Genomic DNA, 19,269 nt, shown 5'->3' with positions numbered 1-19,269 from the left:
GGGCGCATTATAATCCCGCCCATGAATTCCCAAACCGACCTCCCTCCCGCCCAGACCGGCACCGCAACGACGCCGGCCGCCGACGATTCGGCCGCCAGCCACGCGCAGTTCGTCGACTGGATGCGCTCCGTCGCGCCCTATATCCACAAGTTCCGCAACAGCACGTTCGTCGTGGGGTTCGGCGGCGAGGTGGTGCAGCAGGGGCTGCTGAACGCGCTCGTGTCCGACATCGCGCTGCTGCAGGCGATGGGCATCCAGATCGTGCTCGTGCACGGCTCGCGCCCGCAGGTCGAGGAGCAGCTGAGCCTGCACGGTGTCGAATCCGAGTTTTCGCACGGCCTGCGCATCACCGATGCGCGCGCGCTCGAATCAGCGAAGGAAGCGGCCGGCGAAGTGCGTCTCGACATCGAGGCCGCGATCAGCCAGGGTCTGCCGAACTCGCCGATGGCGCACGCGCACATCAGCGTCGTGTCGGGCAACTTCGTGACCGCGCGGCCGGTGGGGATTCTCGACGGGGTCGATTTCGCGCATACGGGCATCGTGCGCAAGATCGACGCCGAATCGATCCGCCATTCGCTCGCGAGCCGCAAGCTCGTGCTGCTGTCGCCGCTCGGTTTCTCGCCGACCGGCGAGGCGTTCAACCTGTCGATGGAAGACGTCGCGTCGGCCGCCGCGATCGCGCTGCGCGCCGACAAGATCGTGTTCCTGACCGACGGCCCCGGCATCGTCGACGACGAAGGCGGGCTGATCCGCGAAATGTCGCTCGACGCGGCGGCCGAGCTGCTCGATTCCGGCAACATCCAGGGCGACGACGCGTTCTTCCTGAAGCACTCGATCCGCGCGTGCCGCGGCGGCGTGACGCGTGCGCACCTGATCCCGCAATCGCTCGACGGCAGCATGCTGCTCGAACTGTTCCTGCATGACGGCGTCGGCACGATGATCTCGTACGAGAACCTCGAAAGCCTGCGCGAAGCGACACCGGACGACGTCGGCGGCATCCTGTCGCTGATCGAGCCGCTCGAGTCGGACGGCACGCTGGTGCGGCGCGGCCGCCATCAGATCGAACGCGACATCGACCACTTCTCGGTGATCGAGCACGATGGCGTGCTGTTCGGCTGCGCGGCGCTGTATCCGTACCAGCAGGAGAAGATCGGCGAGATGGCGTGCCTGACGGTCGCGCCGGAAGCGCAGGGCTCGGGCGACGGCGAGCGCCTGCTCAAGCGCATCGAGCAGCGCGCACGCGCGCGCGGCCTCACGCACATCTTCGTACTCACGACGCGCACCGAGCACTGGTTCCTCAAGCGCGGCTTCGTCAAGGTCAGCGTCGACGACCTGCCGGAAGACCGCCGCAAGCTCTATAACTGGCAGCGCAAGTCGCTCGTGCTGATGAAACAGCTCTGAGCGGCGCAAGACGCCCGCCCTCCCCCAGTCCGATTACAGGAGAAGTACACGATGGCCCGTATGATTCAATGCGCGAAGCTCGGCAAGGAAGCCGAAGGTCTCGATTTCCCGCCGCTGCCGGGCGAACTCGGCAAGCGCATCTATGAAAGCGTCTCGAAGGAAGCCTGGCAGGGCTGGCTCAAGCAGCAGACGATGCTGATCAACGAAAACCGCCTGAACATGGCCGACCCGCGGGCACGCCAGTACCTGATGAAGCAGACCGAGAAGTACTTCTTCGGCGACGGCGCGGACCAGGCGTCCGGCTACGTGCCGCCGACGGAAGGCTGATGACGTGATGCGCGGAATCCGCAGCCTGCCGGCTGCGTGATCCAGAGAAAAACGGCACCGTGTATCGCACGGTGCCGTTTTTCATTTTGGGTCGCGCGATCGACGCGACTCAACCCGCCGGTTTCAGCGCGCCGCCGTTGCCCGGCTGCTGCGGCTCGCCGCTCGCGCTTTCGGCGCTTCCGCCTTCGGCACCCCATTCGGCCGCGTCGCTGCGCTCGGCGGTCGACAGTTCGTCAGCGCGATACCCGGTGCGGTTCAGCAGCGCCAGCATGCAGGCGAGCGACACGAGCGCGTAAAGTCCCGACGCGACCGCGACGCCGACGATGCTGCCCGTCGCGTTGAGGATCGCCTGCGCGAGCACCGGCGTGCCGCCGCCGACGACGAGCGCGCTCAGTTGATACGCGAGCGACAGGCCCGTGTAGCGGATGTTCGCCGGAAACACGCGCGCGAGCACGCCGCCGACCGCGCCGTAGAACATCGCGGACGGAATCGTCGAGATGCACATGCCCGCGACGGCCACCCAGTACGAGCGCGTCGCGAGCGCATGGAACATCACGGGCATCAGCACGATTTCCGGAATCAGGATCCAGCACATCGCGCGGCGCATGTCGATCTTCGACACGAACCACGCGCCGACCGGCTGCATCAGGAACTGCACGACGAGCGAGATCGACAGGATGCCGAGGAACGTGCCCTGCGCGTAACCGAGCTCCTTGGTTGCCCACGACAGCGCGAACGTGCTGCGGAAATACGTGACGTTGATCACCGGCAGCGTGCCGGCCGCGAGCAGCACGACCACCCAGTGATCGCGCACGACCTCGCGCAGCGGCAGCTTCACCGTGCGCTTGCGCGCGAGCACGCGCTGCATGTCGGCCGATTCCTCGAGCTTCAGCCGGATCACCATGCCGATGATCACGAGCACCGCCGACAGCAGGAACGGAATGCGCCAGCCCCACATCAGGAAGGACGGCGTCGGCAGCGCGCTCAGCGCGAAGAACGCGGCCGTCGCGAGCAGGTTGCCGGTGGGCGAGCCCTGCTGTGCGAACGCCGCATACAGGATGCTGCGGTGCTTGGGCGCGTTCTCGCTCGCGATCAGCACCGCGCCGCCCCACTCGCCGCCGACCGCGATGCCCTGCAGCACGCGCAGCACGACGAGACCGGCCGGCGCCCATACGCCGATCTGCGCATAACCAGGCAGCAGGCCGATGCCGGTCGTCGCGAGGCCCATCATCACCAGCGTGATCACGAGCGCGGTCTTGCGGCCGACGCGATCGCCGAGATGCCCGAACACGATCCCGCCGAGCGGCCGCGCGGCGAAGCCGGCCCAGAACGTGACGAACGCGAGCAGCGTCGCGACGCCGGGGTCCATCGTGCTCGAAAAGAACACCTTGCCGAACACGAGTGCCGCGGCCGTGCCGTAGATGTAGAAGTCGTACCACTCGATCGTGGTGCCGACGAACGCCGCGAAGGCGGCGCGGCCGGGCCGCGGTTGCGCGGCGGGCGAGGATTGCGGACGGCTCATCGATGTCTCCAGGTTTGTGTTCGGGGGCGCGACTGCCGCGCACCTTTCCCGGGTGGCCGGAATTGCACCGCCGGCCGGCGGCGTTGTGTCGGTCGGGTCCGCCTAGTCGGGTGCCGTTTTCAGCACGCCGGCATCGAGCAGTTGCTGCTGAAGCGCGCGATCGACGCCGAGCCGATCGAGCACCGCGCGCGTGTCGCGGCCGAGCGCGGGCGGCGGCGTTCGATAGGTGGCCGGCGTGCGCGACAGCTTCACCGGCGACGCGGTGCCGCGATACGCACCGATCTCGACGAACAGGTTCCGGTGCAGCGCATGCGGATCGTGCGCGACGTCTGCCACCGTTCGCACCGGCCCGCACGGCACGCCGGCCGCCATCAGGTCGCGCGCGAGCGGCTCGCACGCGTGCGCGGCGAGCCGCGCCTCCAGTTCGGCCTTCAGCTCGGGCCGGTGCGCGCAGCGGCTGCGGTTGTCGACGAAGCGCGGATCGGCCGCGAGCGCCGGCGCGCCGAGATGCGCGACGAGCCGCGCGAACTGCCGATCGTTGCCGACCGCGAGGAAGATCGGCACGGTCGACGTGCGGTAGCTGTCGTACGGCGCGATGTTCGGATGCGCGTTGCCGCTGCGCGCCGGCACGCGCCCCGAGCCGAAGAAGTTCGGCAGGTGCGGATGCAGCAGCGACACGCCGCAGTCGTACAGCGCGATGTCGATCGACTGTCCGCGCCCGCTCTTCTCGCGCTCCGCGAGTGCCAGCAGGATGCCCGCGAGCGCATTGAGCCCCGTGACCATGTCGACGATCGGCAAGCCGATGCGCGTCGCGTCGCCGTCGCGCTCGCCGTTGACGCTCATCAGCCCCGCCATCGCCTGGATCACCGCGTCGTAGCCGGGCAGCCCGCCGAGCGGACCGTCCGCGCCGAAGCCCGTCACCGCGCAGTGGATCAGGCGCGGGAAGCGCGGCTGCAGGTCGCGCGCATAATCCATCCCCCAGCGCGCGAGCGTGCCGGGCTTGAAGTTCTCGACGAGCACGTCGGCCGCTTCGAGCAGGCGCCACAGGATCGCGCGCCCTTCGTCGCGCGACAGGTCGAGCGCGAGCCCTTCCTTGTTGCGGTTGACGCCCGTGAAGTACCACGCGGTGTCGTCGAGGAACGGCGGCCCCCACCCGCGCGTCTCGTCGCCGGCCGGCGGCTCGATCTTGATCACCGTCGCGCCGTGGTCGGCCAGCGCCTGCGTGCAGTACGGGCCGCCGAGCACGCGGCTCAGGTCGACGACCTTCAGGCCGTCCAGCGCACCTCGCGTCGCGTTCATCGCTCGACCTCCGGCAGCAGGTCGAGTGCCGTGTCGAGCGCGATCGGCGTGCCGCGCAGCAGTGCGTCGAATGCGGCCGATTCGTCGTCGTGCGACGCCGGCGCGAACGGATCGACCGGCAGCAGCTTGTGGCGCACGATCAGGTGCGCGAGCGCGAGGCGCCGGAAATCCGGCGCGAGCCGCACGCCCTCGCAGGCCATCAGCACGGCCGCGCTCGTGTAGTACAGCGCGGATGCGGCCTGCCGCACGCGCGAATCGTCGCCTTCGGCCGCGACCCGCGCGAGCGCATCGCATGCGCGCGCGAGAACGCGCCGCAGCGCCTCGCGGCTCGCGTCTGGCAGCGGCGCCGCGCCGAGCCGGTCGCCGAGGAACGCGCGCAGCGCGTCGAGCGCATGCTCGCGCTGCGCGGCCCGCGCGACGTCGAGCGCGACGATGTTGCTCGTGCCCTCCCAGATCGAGCCGAGGTGCGCATCGCGCACAATCCGCGCGTCGCTCCATTCCTCGATGTAGCCGGTGCCGCCGCGCACTTCCATCGCGTCGCCGGTCACGCGGCGCGCATCGCGGCACGCGCGGAACTTGATCAGCGGCGTCAGGATCCGCACGCAGCGCGCGGCCTGCTCGTCGCCCGCATCGGCCTGCGGCAGCAGCAGCGCGATCTGCATGAACATCGCGCGCGCGGCCTCGGCCGGCAGCAGCATCTTCATCAACTGGCGCTGCATCAGCGGCATCTCGATCAGCTTGCGGCCGAACGCTTCGCGATGCGCGGCGACGTGCAGCGCCTCGTTCAGCGCGCGCCGCATCAGCCCGGCCGCGCGCACGCCGTTCGACAATCGCGACATGTTGATCATGTCGGCCATCTGGTGGAAACCGCGGCCGATCTCGCCGATCAGATAGGCCTGCGCGCCTTCGAGCGCGATCTCGCCGCTCGCCATCGAACGGCTGCCGAGCTTGTCCTTCAAGCGCACGATCCGGTAGCGGTTGCGCGTGCCGTCCGGCAGCGTCTTCGGCAGCAGGAACAGCGCGAGGCCCTTGATGCCGTCCGGCGCGCCGTCGGGCCGCGCGAGCACCATCGCGAGATCGGCATCCGCGTTCGAGCAGAACCACTTGTCGCCCGTCAAACGCCAGACGGTCTCGCCGTGCGCGTCGGTCTCGCGCGCCGCGCGCGTCGTGATGCGGCCGACGTCGGAGCCGGCCGCCTGCTCGGTCATGAACATCGCGCCCTGGTACAGCGTGTCGAAGTCGCGCGACGCGAGCATCGGCAGGTAACGCGCGACGAGCGCCGGATCGCCGAAGCGGCGCAGCGTGCGCGTCAGCGAATCGGTCATGCTGACCGGGCAGCACAGCCCGAATTCCGCCTGCACGAACAGGAACGTCAGCGCGTACTTGACGAGCGGCGGCACGGATTCGGACCGGTGGCTCAGCGACGCGAGCCCGAGCTCGGAATATGCGACGCGTTCGAGCGCGACATACGCGGGATCCTTGTCGATCCGCTGCACGGCCTCGCCGCGCCGGTTGCGGTGCTCGAGCACGGGCGGGTGCTTGTCCGCGCGCGACGCCCATTCGTCGAGCTCGCCCGATACGCGCGCGCCGAGCGCACGGAGCTGCGGTTCGAGTTCGGCATAAAGCGCGTTGCCGAGATGCAGCTTCAGCAACGCGCCGAGATCGGGATCGGCGGTGAAGAAATCGATGCCCCGGCTGTCGGGGATGTTGGATGCGCCGGTATCCGGCGTGCGGGCGGGGTCGTTCATGCGTGTGTCTCCTGGGTCGCCCGCACGTCGGCCGGACTGACGCCGCGGCGCCCGGCCGGCCCGGTGCAAAGCCTTCCGCAGAGCGTAGGCGCGCCATCGATAAGCGTCCAATACAGGATTTATCCGGTACGATAGATATCGCTTATCGATGCCGACGCCAGGAGGAGACACCATGGAACTGAGGCAGTTGCGCTACTTCGTGGCGGTTGCCGAGGAACTGCATTTCGGGCGCGCGGCGAAGCGCCTGTTCATCTCGCAGCCGGCGCTGAGTTTCGACATCCGCAAGTTCGAGGAGGCGCTCGGCGTACAGCTTTTCTCGCGCACCAACAAGACCGTCGCGCTGACCAACGCGGGCGACGTGCTGCTCGGCGAAGCGCGCCGGCTGCTGCTGCAGGCGGCCGAGGCCGAGCGCCTGACGGTGCGCTCCGCGTCGGGCCTCGCGGGCCGGCTGCGGATCGGCTTCGTCCATTCGATGCTGTATCGCGGGCTGCCCGATGCGGTGCGGCGCTTCGAGGCCGACTACCCGAGCGTCGAAGTCGTGCTGAGCGAGATGAACACGCACGCGCAGGTGCAGGCGATCCAGCGCGGCCAGATCGATCTCGGTTATGCGCACTGGGGCCACTTCCCGCCCGAGGTCGAATCGGCGCCCGTCTATGCGGAACCGTTCATCTGCTGCCTGCCGGCCGCGCATCCGCTCGCGCGCCGCAGGCAGGTCGCGCTCGCCGCGCTCGCGGCGGAGCCGTTCATCCTGTTTCCGCGCGACGCCGCACCGCACTATCACGACCTGATCATCGCGCAGTGCGTGAACGCCGGATTCAGCCCGCTGATCCGCCACGAAGCGCGGCTGTGGCAGACGATCCTGTCGATGATCGAGTTCGGGATGGGTATCGCGCTGGTGCCGCGCGTGCTGCAGCAGGTGAAAAGCGACCGGCTCGCGTTCCGGCCGCTGAAGGACGCATCGCTCGAATCGCGCACGCTCGCGCTGAAGCGCAGCGGCACCGCCGAACCGGTGGCGCTGCGCTTCGCCGACTACGTGCGCGCATCGATAGACGCGCTGCCCGCGCTCGCGGGCTGAGCAGGAGGCTGCCTCCGCTACTTCGCTTCAGGCTGCAGCACCGGCTGCGCACGCCGATACCACACCGCGTAGACGACCGACAAAGCAACCAGGAACGGAATGCCGAAGATCAGCGTCATGTGGAATTCGGCCGTGAAGTAGGTCGTCACCATCACCGCGAGCATCAGCCCCGCGCCGAGCAGCGTCAGCAACGGAAAGCCGCGCATCCGGAATGCGGGCGCCGGCAGGCCGAGCGCCGCGCGGCGCCGCCGGAAGCAGTAATGCGTGACGAAGATCATCATCCACGTGAACAGCGCGCCGAACATCGACACCGCCATCATGATCGTGAACGACGCGTCCGGATACAGCACGCTCAGCACCGTCGCGAGCGCGATGCCGAGCGTCGACAGCATCAGCGCGCCGAACGGCACGCCGCGCGCGTTCACTTCGCCGAGCGCCTTCGGGGCATGCCCCGCCCGCGACAGGCTGAACATCATCCGCGTCGTGATGTAGAGCTGGCTGTTCATCGCGGACAGCGCGGCAACCAGCACGACGAAGTTGATCAGCCCGGCCGCGCCCGGCAGGTGGATCGCCTCCATCACCTTCACGAACGGGCTTTCGTCGCGCCCCGCCGCCGTCCACGGGACGATCGCGAGCATCAGCGCGAGCGTGACGAGGTAGAACAGCACGAGCCGCACGATCGTCGAGCGGAACGCGCGCGTGACCGCGCGCTCGGGATCCTCCGCTTCACCGGCCGCGACCGCGATCATCTCGATGCTCAGGTAGCTGAAGATCGACACGATCACCGCGACCCACGTCCCCCACAGGCCCTTCGGAAAGAAGCCGCCGCGATCCGTGTAATGGTGGAAGCCCGCGCGTGCCGCGCCGTCGCCGACCAGCCCCGGATTGCCGAACACGACATACGCGCCGAGCACGATGAAGCCGACGATCGCCGCGATCTTCACGACCGAGAAACCGTATTCGACCGCGCCGAACACGTCGACGCTGCGCGCGTTGACGAACACCAGCAGCGCCGAGAAACCGACGATCCACAGCCAGGCGGGCGCGCCGGGGAACCAGTACTTCATGTACAGCGCGATCGCGGTGACTTCGGTGCCGACCGCGAGCACGATGCACGCCCAGTACGCGTAGCGCACGAGGAACCCGGCCCACGGGCTCACATAGTGTTCGGCGTACGCGCCGAACGAACCGGATGTCGGGTGCGCGACCGTCATCTCGGCGAGACAGCCCATCAGCAGCAGCGAGATGAACGCACCGATCGCGTAGCTGACGAGCACGCTCGGGCCCGCGAAGCCGATCGCGAAGCCGCTGCCGAGAAAAAGACCGGTGCCGATCGCGCCGCCGATTGCGATCATCGCCATCTGCCGTGCGGAAAGCGTGCGGCGCAGGCCTTGCTCGCGCGCCGCGATATGCTGGAATTGCCCTTCTGGTTGCATCGAATGACCTCGTTCGAAAGCGATTGTCCGGTCGAAACGTCGGCGGCGCGCAGGCCGGCGCCGGACCGGCCGGCCGCCGCGCGCCGCGGGTTCAGAACAGATGGCGCAGGCCGGCCGCGATGCCCGTCTGGTTGCCGCGCCCGGGCATTTCGGTAAACGCGCCGCCGGTCACGCGGTTGTAGTCGACCGTCGCGTAGACCTGCGTCGCCTTCGACAGCGCGTACTCGGCCTCGAGCACGCCCGTATAGCGCTTGCCGCCGTTGCCGGCGACGCCGTTGACGTTGCGGATGTCGTCGTAATACGCGACGCCCGTCACCGACACCGCCGGCGTGACCTTGACGCTCGCGCCCGTGTAGAAGACCGCGTCGCGGCGCGGGTTGCCCGCGAACGACCCGTAGCTCACCTGGCGGCCCGGCGCGTTCAGCAGCGCCTCGTCGAGCACGCCCGAGCGATCGATGCCGCCGAGATAACCCGCGTACAGCGTCGCAGCGCCGAACGCGTAGCGCGCGCCCGCGCCCCACGCCTGCTGCGCGCGGCTCTTCAGGTCGCGCACCTGCTGGTACGTCGCGCCGACCATCAGGCCGCCCTGCGTGTACGACACGCGCGTGCCCCAGTATGCATTCGCGCCGAGGCTGCCCGCGACGCCGCCGAAGCCATAGCTCGCGCCGACGTTCAGCCCGCCGAACGTGCCGTCGTAGCTGACGACGTTGCTCGCGCGGCCTTGCGTGAGGAAGTACGGCCACATGTTGGCCGTGTAGTTGCCGACCGTCAGCGGATCGAGATCGCCGAACAGGTTGAACGCCTCGGTCGCCTGGCGGCCGAGCTTCACGGTGCCCCAGTCACTCGCGAGGCCGACATACGCGTAGCGGCCGAACAGCGCGCCGTCGAGCTGCCCGTTCTGCGGCTCGAAGCCGCTCTCGAGCCGGAAGATCGCCTGCAGCCCGCCGCCGAGCGCTTCGCTGCCCTTCAGCCCCCAGCGGCTGTTCGTGATCGCGCCGTTGGTCATCTGCACGCTCGCGTCGTTCGACGCGTCAGCATGCGTCGTGTAGCGGATGCTCTGGTCGACGACGCCGTACAGCGTCACGCTGCTCTGCGCCATCGCGCCGCTCGCGGCGAGCGCACCCGTCATCATTTGCAGTGCGAATCGACTAATTTTCCTCATGTTCTCCTCCAGTCCTGTTTTCGTTTCTCGATGATTGTGGTGACTGCACGCCGCGCAATGCGGCGTTCCTGCTAGGTACGCGCCGCAGGCAGCGCGACGTACGCGACGAGCTCGACGCGCATCGCCGGATGCGCGAAACCCTGCACACCGACACACGTACGGTTCGGATACGGTTCGCGGAAATGGCGCCGGTATTCGGCGTCGAATTCGGGCATCGCCTTCACGTCGGACAGGTAGACGAGCACCTGCGCGACATCGTCCATCGTCGCGCCGGCCGCCGCGACGGCCTTCGCGAGATTCGCGAGCGTGATGCGCGCCTGCTCGGCCATCGTGTCGCCGACGATCGCGCCGGACGCAGCGACCGGCCCGTGACCGGTAAACATCAGCCCGCCCGCGCGGGTCGCCCACGAGAACGGTTGCGCGAGCTGCGGCAGGTCGACCGGGATCGCTTCAGCCATCGTGTCCTCCTTCGGATCGGGATCGGGACGCTCAGGCGGCCTGGCGCGACGCGCCACCGAGCACATCGGCGATCGCGTTCGCGACATGGTCGACGTTCGCGTCGTTCAGGCCCGCGATGCACATGCGGCCCGAGCGCAGCAGATAGACGCCGTGCGATGCCCGCAGCCGGTCGACGTCGACCGCGCCGATGCCCGTATAGCTGAACATCCCGCGCTGCGCGACGAGCGCGTCGAACGCGCGTGCCGGCAGGCGCGTATCGAGCCGCGCCTTCAGTTCGCCGCGCATCCGCTTGATGCGCGTACGCACCTGCGCGACTTCGTCTTCCCAGCGCGCGCGCAGCGCGTCGTCGTTCAGCACCGTCGACACCAACTGCGCGCCGAATAGCGGCGGACTCGAATAGGTACGGCGCACGCCGGCCTGCAACTGGCTCAGCACCGTCGCGGCCTCGCCCGCGTTCGCGCCGACGATCGACAACCCGCCGACGCGCTCGCCGTACAGCGAGAAGTTCTTCGAGAACGAGCTGCCGACGATCGCGGGCAGCCCCGCATCGACGATCGCGCGCACGGCCCATGCATCATCGGCGAGACCATCGCCGAAACCCTGGTACGCCATGTCGAGGAACGGAATCAGCCCGCGCCGCGCGAGCACGTCGATCACCGCGCGCCATGCATTGCGATCGAGGTCGAGCCCCGTCGGGTTGTGGCAGCATGGCTGCAGCAGCACGACGCTGCGCGCCGGCAACGCGTCGAGCGTCGCGAGCATCGCGTCGACGCGGATGTCGTTGCGCGCTTCGTCGTAGTACGGATACGTGTGCACGTCGAGGCCGGCCGCCGAGAAGATCACGCGGTGGTTGTCCCACGTCGGGTCGCTGATCCAGATCGCACTGTCGGGGAAATAGCGCTTCACGAATTCCGCGCCGAGCCGGATCGCGCCCGATCCGCCGAGCGTCTGCAGCGTCGCGATGCGCCCTTCGGCGAGCGCCGCACAATCGTCGCCGAACACGAGACGCTGCACGCCCTGCCGGTAGGCGGCGAGCCCTTCCATCGGCAGATACGTATGCGGCGCACCTGCTTCGCGCAAGCGCCCGGCCGCGACGCGCGTGCTGTCGAGCACCGGAATCCGGCCCGTGTCGTCGTAGTAGAGGCCGATGCTCAGGTTGACCTTGTGCGGATGCCCATCCTGCTGGAACGCCTGGAACAGCGACAGGATCGGATCGCCCGGATAGGCGGGAATGTGTTCGTACATGGCGGAATGACGGTAAAGATTGAAGGCGGCGGCACGACCGGCGATATCGCGTTGCGTCGGGCCGTGCGGTCGATGCATGGGGCGCATGTTATCGAGGACGAAATAGAATGAGCTTCACTTTTCGATGACGAACCGGCCCGATTGCAGTAGAGTCTGCGACTCTTGTCCCAAAACTCACCGGATTCTGCGAAATGACTCTGGATCGAACCGACATGCGAATCCTCCGGCACCTCGAACGTGACGGACGCATCAGCAATCAGGACCTCGCGAACGCGGTCGCGCTGTCGCCGTCGGCATGCCTGCGGCGCGTGAAGCTGCTCGAGGAACGCGGCGCCATCTCAGGGTATCGCTGCACGATCGAGCCGAAGAAGGTCGGCGTCGCGTTCGAGGCGCTCGTGCATGTGTCGATGCGGCCGGACGTGCCCGAATGGCACGACCGGTTCGTCGAGGCGATCCAGCAGTGGCCGGAAGTCATCGCGGCGCAGATCGTGACGGGCGGATCGAACTACGTGCTGACGGTTCGCGCGCGCGACCTCGATCACTACTCGGACTTCGTGATCAACCGGCTGCACCGCGCGACGGGTGTGATGTCGATCAATTCGAGCATCGTGCTCGCGACGCTCAAGCGCGACGGTTCGATCCTCGATCTCGTCGAGCCGTCGACGGCCGGCTGACCGATCGTTGCGCGGGTCTGAAAAAAATTTGCAGAAAGGGCTTTACGAACCCCAAAAGCTCTGACATAATTTCAGCTTCTTTGGGCGGTTAGCTCAGCGGTAGAGCACTGCCTTCACACGGCAGGGGTCACTGGTTCGATCCCAGTACCGCCCACCAAAGATTCGAAGGGCCGGCAATCGCCGGCCCTTCTTGCTTTCCGGGTCAGCACTTGGCGAAGTGTTCGTTAAGTGTCCTCTCGCCCAACCGGATTGTTGGCACATTCTTGTCACACTTCTTCTTCGAGGTGTCTGGTGCCAACCATTCGCAAACGCGGCGACTTCCAATTTCAGGCGATCGTCCGTCGTCAGGGGTTCCCCCCCGCACTCCAGGACCTTTACCGTCCCGTACACGCCCGTTAGATACACGTGAAGCGCGGGACGCATCGGATAAGGATTGCGGCATTCGCGATGGCTTCTACTTCTGAACGGCAGGCGGCATGCAGCAACGGCACGCGCCGCTTATGCACGCCGCCGAACGCACGCTTATCCAATGGGCCGCGCCACAATAGCGGCCGAGTACTTCCGATCACCCCGAAGGCATTGAAGAAGGCTTTTGTCCGAGCCGGTGAGCGGGCAGGCATCGTCGCCTGCATTTCCATGATCTTCGGCACGAAGCTACATCGCGGATCGCCGAGCGCCTCGACAACGTGCTGGAACTGTCGGTGATGACGGGCCACAAGGCGGCATATACCAGGACAAAGTCGCACAGCGAGGATGATCGTTCGCTATGCTGCCTGTGACAACGCACCTATTCCATCCGATACACATGAGCACAACTGCACGGACCATTCTCAAAGCCATTCTGAGCATCCCCATTGCCTTTGGGCTCGCCTATCCCTTTATCTATCCCTCAAGAGACGGAGGCGTTCTCGGCGAAATAGAGATGCTTGGGACAATCGGTGGCATCGTCGTCATCGCGGTTTTCCTAGCTCTGGTCTATGCCTACGCGAGCGACCTCAGGACTACCCTGAAATCGGTCAACCGAGGATCGCGTGTGGCCGAACCCAACAGCGTCTGGTTTATGTTCCTCTTGCCATACAACTTCATCGAGGACTTCTTCATTGTTTCCAACGTTGCGAAGTCCCTGGAAGCGGAGTCTCGTATCAATCCGGCTCTGTCGGGTTTGCGCTCGTTCGGCCGGATCAGCGGCATCGGGTGGTGTCTTGCCCAGGTTCTTTCGTTAATACCCGATACCATTGGCTCCATCGCCAGCGGAGTTGCGGTTTTCCTCTGGGTTTGGCACTGGGTGTTTGTGCGCCGAGCGAACAAGATGCTCGCCGGCAGCCAGGTCTCTGTGGCTACCCTACCTGGACGGACAGGATCGTAGCCCTCCTTAGAAGCCAGATCGCTTACCAGTGATCGGCCAACGGAATGGTGCTTGATGCACTATCTGCCGCCGATGTGCGCGGAGAAATCACTACTGATGGGATGGTCGCTACGATGAAACGACTCGTATCCTCAAAATCTGCCTGATATCGTTCGAGTGATCGACATCCAGAGAGCGAAAACAATGACACACCAGTCGCATGACGAATGGTTCCTCAACAGATTCGACAAGCGTTGATCGAAGCAGACGATCCGCTGACCAACTGGGTACCTCACAAGACCGTAAAGACCGACATGCAACGGCAACGTGAGGCGTTGCTCGAGCGCATATTGCATGGTCAATCCGCCCTCTCCCCCCCGCCCGCCCCGCTAGCGGAAAGGGGGCAATCCGCCCGCTGTCGCCAAGGAGGGAGGATGTGAGGCTGGCCCGATTTCCCGACATAGCGAGATACCACCAATCGAAATTCTCTTCGAGAATGGCCTCCGCAAATGTCGTTTGGCCACTGATGCCGCGCAATGCGCCAAACACAAATTGCTTGTATCGGCGATATAAATCAGACAAATCGGTCATCAATCGCAAAAGACCCTATTTCTTCACCAAACATGCACCGTAAGGTCGGCGCCATCGACCAGTCCGACGCCCGCACAAAGTTCAGACGTTTCATTCAAACCATCACCAAGCTTTCAACACGAAAGAAAGAAAATTGCCAGTGTAATTTTTAGTAATTATCCTGTAACATTTGTAGAAATCCAGATGCATAGAATTGTTACACCATATAACAGCCAGCCGAATCGGCATCGCATGTAGGCACGGAATCATGACTTGCGATGATGATCTGGTGATAGTGATTGCACGCCCATGGCACAAGAGAAGAACGACTACACCCTGTGGCTTACCGGCCTGAGCGGCGCCGGCAAGTCAACCCTCTCGCGCGAAATTGCCGGACAGTTGCGCGCGCGCAATATTCCGACATGCATACTCGATGGAGACGAATTGCGGGCGGGCGTTTCCCCTGATCTCGGCTTCATGCGGGAAGATCGCACTGAAAACTGTCGTCGCACCGCCGAAATCGCGAAATTGCTCAATGCCCAGGGTTTTGCCGTAATCGTCGCCCTGATCTCGCCTTACGAGGCCGACCGACAACGAGCACGACAAATCATCGGCCCGGATCGGTTCGTCGAGGTCTACTTGAAGACCGATATTGCAACGTGTTCCGCACGTGATCCGAAGCAGCTTTATGCAAAAGCGATCATCGGTCAGACGACGCAATTCACCGGCATCTCGGATCCATACGAAGTACCAACCACTCCCGATCTCATCGTAGAAACGGGAATGATGGATGTCGCCTCTTCTGTTGCGCTCGTCATGGATTTCAAGCGGCAGCGATTCGCGCACGCGTAATCCCGGTCCATCGTCATTTCACGTTCAGGCGACGGGCTGCTCGCTTTCCGGCGATCGGGCCCGCCTCAAAGGCCGCCTGGTGCCGGAAACGCCGGGCAGCGTCGCCCGAAACCTCACGCCTGTCCGGTCCGCCGGAATTCATCGAATCTCGGTCGAAAATGACGCGCCGCGCTGCCGCATGATTGCGGCCTCACGTAAATCGTTGCGCGACTACCCCACCCGCTCCGCCGTCGCGTCGAACGCACGCCGCGCCTTGTCGACGATCTCGTCGACTTCCGCCTCGCGAATCACGAGCGGCGGCGACAGCAGCATTCGGTCGCCGGTCGCGCGCATGATCAGGTTGCCGTTGAAACAGAAGTCGCGGCAGATCGTGCCGATATCGACATCCGCTCCGAACCGCTCGCGCCGGCCGCGATCGCGCACTAGCTGAACGCCCGCCACCAGCCCCGTTCCCGCAATCTCCCCGACGATCGGATGGTCGCCCAGCGCGTCGCGCAGCCGGCGCTGGAAATATGGCCCGATGTCGCTCTTCACGCGCTCGACGATCCCTTCGTCGCGCAGCAGCTTCAGGTTCGCGACCGCGACGGCCGCGGCGACCGGGTGGCCCGAGTACGTGAGGCCGTGGTTGAATTCGCCGTTGTCGATGATCGGCCGTGCAACACGCTCGTGAATGCCGACCGCGCCCATCGGCACATAACCCGACGTGAGGCCCTTCGCCATCGTGATCAGATCCGGCTCGAAGCCGAAGTGCTGGTGTGCGAACCATTCGCCGGTGCGGCCGAAGCCGCCGATCACTTCGTCGGCGACCAGCAGAATGTCGTACTTGCGGCAGATCCGCTGGATTTCCGGCCAGTACGTCGACGGCGGGAAGATCACGCCGCCCGCGCCCTGGAACGGCTCGCCGATGAACGCCGCGACGTTCTCCGCACCGAGTTCGAGAATCTTCGCTTCGAGCTGCTGCGCGCGCGCGAGGCCGAACGCTTCCGGGGTTTCGCCCGGCTGCGCTTCGCCGAAGAAATACGGTTGATCGATATGCACGATGTGCTCGACCTTCGACGGCATCTGCTCGTGCATGTAGCCCATGCCGCCGAGCGTGCCGCCCGCGATCGTCGAACCGTGGTAGCCGTTCTTGCGCGAGATCACGTACTTCTTCTGTGGCTTGCCCTGCACGCGCCAGTACTGGTGCACGAGGCGCAGCACGGTGTCGTTGCCTTCCGAGCCGCTGTTGCAATAGAAGAAGTGGTTGAAGCCGGCGGGCGTCACTTCCGCGAGCATCGCGGAAAGCTCGATCACCGGCGGATGCGTCGTCTTGAAGAAGGTGTTGTAGAACGGCAGTTCCTGCAGCTGGCGATACGCGGCATCGGCGAGTTCCTTGCGGCCATAGCCGACGTTCACGCACCAGAGGCCGGCCATCCCGTCGATGATCTTGTTGCCGTCCGAGTCCCACAGGTAGACGCCGTCGGCCTTCACGATCACGCGGCTGCCCGCGCGGTTCAGCGCGCCCATGTCCGAGAACGGGTGGATGTGGTGCGCGGCGTCGAGCGCACGGTATTCGGCGGTCGTGTGCGCGAACGGTCGCGGTGAAACGGCTTCGTTTCGATCGGTCATGTTTCCTCCGTAAAGCAGTGCCGCACGCTCATACATGCAGCAGCAGATGCCGGCGCTCCCACGAGCTGATCACGCGGAAGAACGCTTCGTATTCGGTTTCCTTCAACGCCAGGTAGGCCTTCACGAACTTGTCGCCGAGGATGCCGGCGAGCGGCTCGCACGCGGCCATCAGCGAGATGCCTTCCTCGAGATTGCGCGGCAGCTGGTACGGCAGGTCGTAGCCGTCCGATGCGATCGGCTCGGTCGGCGCGAGCTGCTGCGTCATGCCGAGATAACCGGCGGCGAGCGTCGCCGCGAACGCGAGGTACGGGTTGCAGTCGACACCCGGAATCCGGTTCTCGATGCGTCGCGCCACCGGGCTCGACTGCGGGATGCGGAAGCCGACCGTGCGGTTGTCGTAGCCCCACTGCACGTTGATCGGCGCGGCCATGAAGCGCGACAGCCGGCGATACGAGTTGATGTACGGCGCGAAGATCGGCATCAGCGCCGGCGTATATTTCTGCAGCCCCGCGAGATAGCTGTGGAACAGCGGCGACACGGCGCCGTCTTCGACGGCGAACAGGTTGCGCCCCGTGCGCGCATCGGCAAGGCTCTGATGGATATGCATCGCGGACCCCGGCTCGCCCTCCATCGGCTTGGCCATGAACGTCGCGTACATGTTGTGCCGCAGCGCAGCCTCGCGCACCGTGCGCTTGAACAGGAACACCTGGTCGGCCAGCGGCAGCGCGTCGCCGTGCACGAAGTTGATCTCCATCTGCGCGGCGCCGACTTCGTGGATCAGCGTCTCGATATCGAGGCCCTGCATCTCGCAGTACTCGTAGATGTCCTCGAACAGCGGATCGAACTCGTTGACGGCCTCGATCGAATACGACTGGCGGCCGGTCTCCGCGCGCCCCGTGCGGCCGACGGGCGGGCGCAGCGGCAGGTCGGGATCGGCGTTCATATCGACCAGATAGAACTCGAGCTCCGGTGCGACCACGGGTTTCCAGCCCTTCGCGTTGTACAGGTCGAGCACGCGGCGCAGCACGTATCGCGGCGAGATCTCGACGGGAGAGCCGTCGAAGTGCACGCAGTCGTGGATCACCTGCGCAGTCGGATCGACAGCCCACGGTATCAGGCAGATCGTCGACGGATCGGGCACGCACACCATGTCGGGATCGGTCACGCCGGTCAGCGAGCCGTCCTCCGGATAGTCGCCGGTGACGGTCTGCACCATCACGGCCTGCGGCAGGCGCATCGATTCGCCGGACTCGAATTTGTTGCGCGGGATGATCTTGCCGCGCGCGATGCCGGCCATGTCGGGAATGATCGCCTCGACCTCGGTGATGCGGTGCTGTCGCAGGAATTCGCTCAGTTCGGGTTGCATGATCGGCCTCTTTCAGTCGACGTCGGATGCGGCCTGCGACGGCGTCGCGTCGCCGGCCGCATGAATGCGGTGCGTCATATGCGCGCGGCACGCCGCGCCGAATGCCGCGAAGATGTCGCGCGACAGCGGCTGTTCCGCGAAACGCCATTCGGGATGCCACTGCACGCCGAGCGCGAACGCGCGCGCGCCACGCACGCTGACGGCCTCGACCAGTCCGTCGGGCGAGCTCGCTTCGACGACGAGCCCCGCACCGAGACGCGCGATGCCCTGGTCGTGCAGCGAATTGACCGTCGCCTCGTGCGCGCCGCGCGCGACCCGCTGCAGCAGGCCGCCCGGCGCGAGCTGCACGACGTGCGCGGGGCCGTACTGCCGTTCGAGCGGATCGGCCGCCCGCTCGCGATGGTCGTCGAAGCCGGTCGTCGCATGCAGCCGCTGATGCAGGGTGCCGCCGTACGCGACGTTCAGCTCCTGCATGCCGCGGCAGATCGCGAGCACCGGCACGCCCGCGTCGATCGCCGCACGGATCAGCGGCAACGCGGTCGCATCGCGCGCGGGATCGTGCAGCGTGTCGGGCACGCTCGCAGTGCCGCCATAATGATGCGGCTCGACGTTCGAATAGCTGCCGGTAAACAGCAGCCCGTCGACCGCCGCGACAATCGCGCCGGCCGGCTGGCGCGCGCCGAGCGCGGGCAGCACGAACGCAAGCGCGCCGGCGCCGTCGACGAGCGCGGCAAGGTACTTCTCGCCCGCCGTGTGGTTCGGATGCGCACCGCGCAAGATGCGGTCGGCGGTGACGGCTACGATCGGGCGCGCATGCATGGGCGTCTCTCCGATGAGCGCGCGCAACGCGTTCGCGCGCGGAACGACAAGGGGCCGCGATTGCGCCGCATGCGCGCACCATGACGCGACGCACGCGCATGCGTGATCCTGCCGCACGGACGATGCGGTAACAGGCAGCGCGGCTCGGGACGAAAGCGGAAAAGGACGCTAGGGCAACAAGGATGCGCTGCCGTCGCACTGCACCGCGCTGAACACGTGCGCGGTCACGAGGTTGTAGCGGCGCAGGCCGCGATGGGAAACAGCGAAGAAACGAGGCTCGCGTAAAGGGGCGGCACGCGTGCCGCGATCAGCATGCCGGATCGGCCCGGCCTGAGGCGGCGCGCCCGCCGACGGACTTCGG

Annotated in this window: 17 protein-coding genes and 1 tRNA gene; 7 read left to right on the top strand and 11 right to left on the bottom strand. The window is 66.2% G+C overall.

All coding sequences use genetic code 11. The annotated features are described in order from the left end of the window. Positions 1-21: 21 nt before the first annotated feature. Positions 22-1,401 carry an amino-acid N-acetyltransferase gene (gene argA, locus DM992_RS09450; RefSeq protein WP_111016619.1) on the top strand — a complete coding sequence of 460 codons (1,380 nt, stop codon included), beginning with the start codon at positions 22-24 and terminating at the stop codon, positions 1,399-1,401. 51 nt (positions 1,402-1,452) lie between these two features. Continuing rightward, on the top strand, positions 1,453-1,728 hold the full coding sequence (locus DM992_RS09445; protein WP_006478357.1) for an oxidative damage protection protein: 276 nt from the start codon (positions 1,453-1,455) through the stop codon (positions 1,726-1,728). 109 nt (positions 1,729-1,837) lie between these two features. Here DM992_RS09445 and DM992_RS09440 read toward each other — a convergent pair whose 3' ends face one another. The 3 genes from DM992_RS09440 to DM992_RS09430 all read right to left on the bottom strand — a co-directional run bounded on the left by DM992_RS09440 (position 1,838) and on the right by DM992_RS09430 (position 6,297). Next, on the bottom strand, positions 1,838-3,250 hold the full coding sequence (locus tag DM992_RS09440; protein WP_111016618.1) for an MFS transporter: 1,413 nt from the start codon (positions 3,248-3,250) through the stop codon (positions 1,838-1,840). Positions 3,251-3,352: 102 nt separating this feature from the next. Further along, complete coding sequence (locus DM992_RS09435; protein ID WP_111016617.1) at positions 3,353-4,549, bottom strand: CoA transferase; 1,197 nt, start codon at positions 4,547-4,549, stop codon at positions 3,353-3,355. Continuing rightward, positions 4,546-6,297 carry an acyl-CoA dehydrogenase family protein gene (locus tag DM992_RS09430; protein WP_111016616.1) on the bottom strand — a complete coding sequence of 584 codons (1,752 nt, stop codon included), beginning with the start codon at positions 6,295-6,297 and terminating at the stop codon, positions 4,546-4,548. The genes DM992_RS09435 and DM992_RS09430 overlap by 4 nt, the downstream gene beginning before the upstream one ends. A gap of 172 nt (positions 6,298-6,469) precedes the next feature. Here DM992_RS09430 and DM992_RS09425 point away from each other — a divergent pair, with 172 nt between their 5' ends. Then, on the top strand, positions 6,470-7,372 hold the full coding sequence (locus tag DM992_RS09425; RefSeq protein WP_111016615.1) for a LysR family transcriptional regulator: 903 nt from the start codon (positions 6,470-6,472) through the stop codon (positions 7,370-7,372). Between the two features lie 17 nt (positions 7,373-7,389). Here the strand turns inward: DM992_RS09425 and DM992_RS09420 are convergent, their stop codons facing one another. From DM992_RS09420 to DM992_RS09405, 4 genes are all read right to left on the bottom strand, one after another. Next, the gene (locus DM992_RS09420) at positions 7,390-8,808 is read right to left on the bottom strand and encodes an amino acid permease (RefSeq protein ID WP_111016614.1); all 1,419 of its coding nucleotides are present in this window, start codon (positions 8,806-8,808) and stop codon (positions 7,390-7,392) included. 91 nt (positions 8,809-8,899) lie between these two features. Beyond that, complete coding sequence (locus DM992_RS09415) at positions 8,900-9,937, bottom strand: porin (RefSeq protein WP_204356115.1); 1,038 nt, start codon at positions 9,935-9,937, stop codon at positions 8,900-8,902. Positions 9,938-10,041: 104 nt separating this feature from the next. Beyond that, the gene (locus DM992_RS09410) at positions 10,042-10,428 is read right to left on the bottom strand and encodes a RidA family protein (RefSeq protein ID WP_111017871.1); all 387 of its coding nucleotides are present in this window, start codon (positions 10,426-10,428) and stop codon (positions 10,042-10,044) included. A gap of 31 nt (positions 10,429-10,459) precedes the next feature. Then, positions 10,460-11,674 carry an amino acid aminotransferase gene (locus DM992_RS09405; protein WP_111016613.1) on the bottom strand — a complete coding sequence of 405 codons (1,215 nt, stop codon included), beginning with the start codon at positions 11,672-11,674 and terminating at the stop codon, positions 10,460-10,462. 191 nt (positions 11,675-11,865) lie between these two features. Between DM992_RS09405 and DM992_RS09400 the strand changes: the two genes are divergently transcribed. Both DM992_RS09400 and DM992_RS09395 read left to right on the top strand, forming a co-directional pair. After that, entirely contained in the window at positions 11,866-12,348 is a 483-nt protein-coding gene (locus tag DM992_RS09400; protein ID WP_111016612.1) for an Lrp/AsnC family transcriptional regulator, read from the top strand. 82 nt (positions 12,349-12,430) lie between these two features. Next, positions 12,431-12,505: transfer RNA gene (locus DM992_RS09395), tRNA-Val, on the top strand. 238 nt (positions 12,506-12,743) lie between these two features. On the opposite strand, the gene DM992_RS41570 is transcribed toward DM992_RS09395, so the two are convergent. Then, positions 12,744-12,998 (bottom strand): hypothetical protein, encoded by a 255-nt coding sequence (locus DM992_RS41570; RefSeq protein WP_162631617.1) that lies wholly within the window; start codon positions 12,996-12,998, stop codon positions 12,744-12,746. 155 nt (positions 12,999-13,153) lie between these two features. Between DM992_RS41570 and DM992_RS09385 the strand changes: the two genes are divergently transcribed. Both DM992_RS09385 and cysC read left to right on the top strand, forming a co-directional pair. Beyond that, positions 13,154-13,714, top strand: coding sequence for a hypothetical protein (locus DM992_RS09385; protein WP_111016611.1), 561 nt, complete (start codon positions 13,154-13,156; stop codon positions 13,712-13,714). 858 nt (positions 13,715-14,572) lie between these two features. Beyond that, positions 14,573-15,115 (top strand): adenylyl-sulfate kinase, encoded by a 543-nt coding sequence (gene cysC, locus DM992_RS09380; protein ID WP_111016610.1) that lies wholly within the window; start codon positions 14,573-14,575, stop codon positions 15,113-15,115. Positions 15,116-15,325: 210 nt separating this feature from the next. Here the strand turns inward: cysC and DM992_RS09375 are convergent, their stop codons facing one another. From DM992_RS09375 to DM992_RS09365, 3 genes are read right to left on the bottom strand one after another with little or no spacing between them, the layout of a single operon-like run. Further along, positions 15,326-16,723: an aspartate aminotransferase family protein gene (locus tag DM992_RS09375; protein ID WP_111016609.1), complete on the bottom strand. Its 1,398-nt coding sequence runs from the start codon at positions 16,721-16,723 to the stop codon at positions 15,326-15,328. A gap of 28 nt (positions 16,724-16,751) precedes the next feature. Beyond that, entirely contained in the window at positions 16,752-18,089 is a 1,338-nt protein-coding gene (locus tag DM992_RS09370) for a glutamine synthetase family protein (RefSeq protein ID WP_111016608.1), read from the bottom strand. Positions 18,090-18,101: 12 nt separating this feature from the next. Then, complete coding sequence (locus tag DM992_RS09365; protein WP_111017870.1) at positions 18,102-18,908, bottom strand: gamma-glutamyl-gamma-aminobutyrate hydrolase family protein; 807 nt, start codon at positions 18,906-18,908, stop codon at positions 18,102-18,104. Between the last annotated feature and the right edge of the window lie 361 nt (positions 18,909-19,269).

It is taken from the genome of Burkholderia sp. JP2-270 (assembly GCF_003233675.1).
Lineage (GTDB): Bacteria > Pseudomonadota > Gammaproteobacteria > Burkholderiales > Burkholderiaceae > Burkholderia > Burkholderia pyrrocinia_C.
The sequence above is the reverse complement of the archived record's forward strand: the minus strand, read 5'-3'. Positions and strand labels throughout refer to the sequence as shown.

Bases quoted from the DNA above. Each gene is read 5' to 3' on its own strand.
- DM992_RS09385 (WP_111016611.1), top strand. From the start codon at position 13,154: ATGAGCACAACTGCACGGACCATTCTCAAAGCCATTCTGAGCATCCCC.
- DM992_RS09410 (WP_111017871.1), bottom strand. From the start codon at position 10,428: ATGGCTGAAGCGATCCCGGTCGACCTGCCGCAGCTCGCGCAACCGTTC.
- DM992_RS09370 (WP_111016608.1), bottom strand. From the start codon at position 18,089: ATGCAACCCGAACTGAGCGAATTCCTGCGACAGCACCGCATCACCGAG.
- DM992_RS09365 (WP_111017870.1), bottom strand. From the start codon at position 18,908: ATGCATGCGCGCCCGATCGTAGCCGTCACCGCCGACCGCATCTTGCGC.
- DM992_RS09375 (WP_111016609.1), bottom strand. From the start codon at position 16,723: ATGACCGATCGAAACGAAGCCGTTTCACCGCGACCGTTCGCGCACACG.
- argA (WP_111016619.1), top strand. From the start codon at position 22: ATGAATTCCCAAACCGACCTCCCTCCCGCCCAGACCGGCACCGCAACG.
- DM992_RS09430 (WP_111016616.1), bottom strand. From the start codon at position 6,297: ATGAACGACCCCGCCCGCACGCCGGATACCGGCGCATCCAACATCCCC.
- DM992_RS09405 (WP_111016613.1), bottom strand. From the start codon at position 11,674: ATGTACGAACACATTCCCGCCTATCCGGGCGATCCGATCCTGTCGCTG.
- DM992_RS09425 (WP_111016615.1), top strand. From the start codon at position 6,470: ATGGAACTGAGGCAGTTGCGCTACTTCGTGGCGGTTGCCGAGGAACTG.
- DM992_RS09440 (WP_111016618.1), bottom strand. From the start codon at position 3,250: ATGAGCCGTCCGCAATCCTCGCCCGCCGCGCAACCGCGGCCCGGCCGC.
- DM992_RS09415 (WP_204356115.1), bottom strand. From the start codon at position 9,937: ATGACGGGTGCGCTCGCCGCGAGCGGCGCGATGGCGCAGAGCAGCGTG.
- DM992_RS09420 (WP_111016614.1), bottom strand. From the start codon at position 8,808: ATGCAACCAGAAGGGCAATTCCAGCATATCGCGGCGCGCGAGCAAGGC.
- DM992_RS09435 (WP_111016617.1), bottom strand. From the start codon at position 4,549: ATGAACGCGACGCGAGGTGCGCTGGACGGCCTGAAGGTCGTCGACCTG.
- DM992_RS09400 (WP_111016612.1), top strand. From the start codon at position 11,866: ATGACTCTGGATCGAACCGACATGCGAATCCTCCGGCACCTCGAACGT.
- cysC (WP_111016610.1), top strand. From the start codon at position 14,573: ATGGCACAAGAGAAGAACGACTACACCCTGTGGCTTACCGGCCTGAGC.
- DM992_RS09445 (WP_006478357.1), top strand. From the start codon at position 1,453: ATGGCCCGTATGATTCAATGCGCGAAGCTCGGCAAGGAAGCCGAAGGT.